Annotated in this window: 3 protein-coding genes; 2 read left to right on the top strand and 1 reads right to left on the bottom strand. The window is 42.2% G+C overall.

Going from position 1 to position 2,504, the window contains the following annotated elements:
- A partial coding sequence (locus MUP17_10825) for an ATP-binding protein (GenBank protein MCJ7459472.1) occupies positions 1-201 on the top strand: 201 nt, incomplete at its 5' end.
- Complete coding sequence (locus tag MUP17_10830) at positions 198-1,544, top strand: sigma-54 dependent transcriptional regulator (protein MCJ7459473.1); 1,347 nt, start codon at positions 198-200, stop codon at positions 1,542-1,544. The genes MUP17_10825 and MUP17_10830, both read left to right, overlap by 4 nt.
- Before the next feature lie 239 nt (positions 1,545-1,783).
- Here the strand turns inward: MUP17_10830 and MUP17_10835 are convergent, their stop codons facing one another.
- Entirely contained in the window at positions 1,784-2,335 is a 552-nt protein-coding gene (locus MUP17_10835; GenBank protein ID MCJ7459474.1) for a hypothetical protein, read from the bottom strand.
- Positions 2,336-2,504 lie beyond the last annotated feature (169 nt).

Raw genomic sequence — 2,504 nt, forward strand, 5'->3', positions numbered from 1 at the left:
GGTAAAGGGATGTCTGAAGAAACTGAAGAAAATATCTTTACCCCTTTTTTCAGCACCAAAGAGAATGGAGCAGGATTGGGCTTGGGAACAGTCGAAAGGATAGTTCAAAATCATAAAGGAGAAATAAAGGTCGAGAGTTACTTGGGCAAGGGAACCACGTTTACCCTTATTTTCCCGGTTAAAGGGGGAGGAAAAAGATGAGAAAAAGTAAAATCGTTTTGGCTGAAGATGATCCGAGCCTTTCCCGGATTATGGAATACAGTCTCAAAGGGGAAGGATTCGAAGTATATGTTTTTCCCAATGGGAAAGAGGCTCTGTCATTTCTCAAGGAAAAGGATGCGGATTTGATCATCTCTGACCTCTCTATGCCGGAAATGGGAGGGATGGAGCTTTTAAGAGAAACTCAGAAAATCAAGCTCGAGGTACCATTCATCATGATCACCGCTTTTGGCACCATCGATAGTGCAGTTGAGGCGATGAAGGCAGGAGCATACGATTACATCACCAAGCCTTTTAGCCAGGAGGAGCTGGGCTTAATTGTCAAAAAGGCTTTAGAGTTGAAGTCTCTCAAGGAAGAGAACATAAGTTTAAAAAGCCAGTTGACTGAGAAATACAAATTCGAAAATATCATCGGAAAAAGTCCGAAAATGGAAAAGGTGTTTGAGCTTATCTCATTAGTGGCTGGCACAAATTCGAATGTTCTTATCTTAGGCGAAAGCGGGACTGGAAAGGAGTTGGTTGCCAAGGCAATTCATTATCATAGTCCTCGCGCAGAAGGACCTTTTGTTGCGGTTCAGTGTGCGGCTATTCCACCCACTCTTTTAGAAAGTGAGCTTTTCGGGCATACGAAGGGTTCTTTTACCGGGGCGATAAAAGACCGGGAAGGTAAATTCGAGCTGGCAGATGAGGGGACCTTGTTCCTGGATGAGATAGCTGAGATGTCACCGGAGATGCAGGCAAAACTTTTAAGGGCAATTCAGGAAAGGGAGATTGATAGAGTCGGCTCAAGTTCACCTGTAAAGATAGATGTGCGCATCATAGCGGCTACTAATCAGGAATTAGAAAGATTAGTTAAGGATAAGAAGTTCAGAGAAGACCTCTATTATCGGCTGAACGTTATTTCCATTACCCTGCCTCCTTTAAGAGAAAGAAAAGAGGATATTCCGAGCTTGATCGAGCATTTCCTTAAGAAGTTCGGAGATACCGATTGTCAAATTGAAGATGAGGCAATGCATTCCCTGATGAACTATTCCTGGCCCGGGAATGTCAGGGAGTTAGAGAATACTATCGAAAGAGCTTTAGTTTTAAAAAAGGAATGTATGATCAAAAAAGAAAACCTGCCTGAAAAGATTTGGAAAGGGGAGAAAAGAATTGGAAACGTGGTTATGGACCTGCCGGAAGAAGGAATTGATTTAGAAGAGGTGGAAAAAGAGCTTATAAAAATTGCCCTGGAAAAAGCCAGTGGAAACCAGACCCAGGCAGCAAAATACTTAGGTATATCAAGACCGACTTTGCTATACAGGATGGAGAAGTATAAGTTGTAGAAGTGCATCAGCTTGCTGATGCGAGCAAAAGCAAGCTTTTGCACTCCAACTCATAGCTCACCTTATCCTCAAGCTGGGATTCAAATTTGTAGGTCAAGCATGTCCGCCCTTCGACAAGCTCAGGGTGATGAGTCTTCGACCCTGAGCTCAGACCGAAGGGCAAAGTCGAACCACAGGACTGCTTGACACAGAAAAATGTCAACCACCCTTCGGAATGGTTGATCTACAAGCTGAAAAGCTCAGGGACATTTACTAGAACTACATCTACTAGTATCGCATTTAGTGGGGTCATGACCATATACACAACAACAACATTGCTCTTGATAAGTTGGGGGAGGGTTATAACCACCTGGAGAGTAATACTCTGGCGCAGGACCACCTTTAAACATAAAATTAATCATATAGATAACATCTGATACGCTAAACTTACAATCATTACCTGCATCTCCATGAAGCAGAACTTCCAGAGGATCAGGAGGAGGGTCTACATCTGGGTTATAGTTCGGGTATCCCGGCGGCTTACCGCTACCTTTAAACAAATAATTAATCATATAGATAACATCTTGTACGTTCCTTAAGTCATCAGCATTCGCATCAGCAAGATTCTGTGAAGTAGTATCAGGACGATTCTGTGAACTAGTAAGAGTATAGATCGCGCTGTGAGTTTCCTTGTGACGGAACATCGACCAGGGCGTGCGGTTATTTGTAGGAGAGTGTGATAATGCACTAAAAGTGTATAACAATATACAACCCAAAATCGAAATCACTAAAATTAACAACTTCTTCGTCATTTTTGTCTCCTTTTTAAGGCGAAAGGCTTGCTAGATTCTACGTCTTTAGTATGCTCGAAATCACTACAATTTATAACCTAAAAATTGAAAAAGTCAAGGAAAATAAATCTTTCACAGCTAATGGAGCGGATTAAGCAGATAGTAAAGCTGACATCAGCCTCAAGGTCAA

It is taken from the genome of Candidatus Zixiibacteriota bacterium (genome assembly GCA_022865345.1).
Taxonomy (GTDB): domain Bacteria; phylum Zixibacteria; class MSB-5A5; order MSB-5A5; family RBG-16-43-9; genus RBG-16-43-9.

What these genes read in the sequence shown, in the direction of transcription:
- MUP17_10830 (MCJ7459473.1), top strand. Translation starts at nt 198, where the DNA reads ATGAGAAAAAGTAAAATCGTTTTGGCTGAAGATGATCCGAGCCTTTCC.
- MUP17_10835 (MCJ7459474.1), bottom strand. Translation starts at nt 2,335, where the DNA reads ATGACGAAGAAGTTGTTAATTTTAGTGATTTCGATTTTGGGTTGTATA.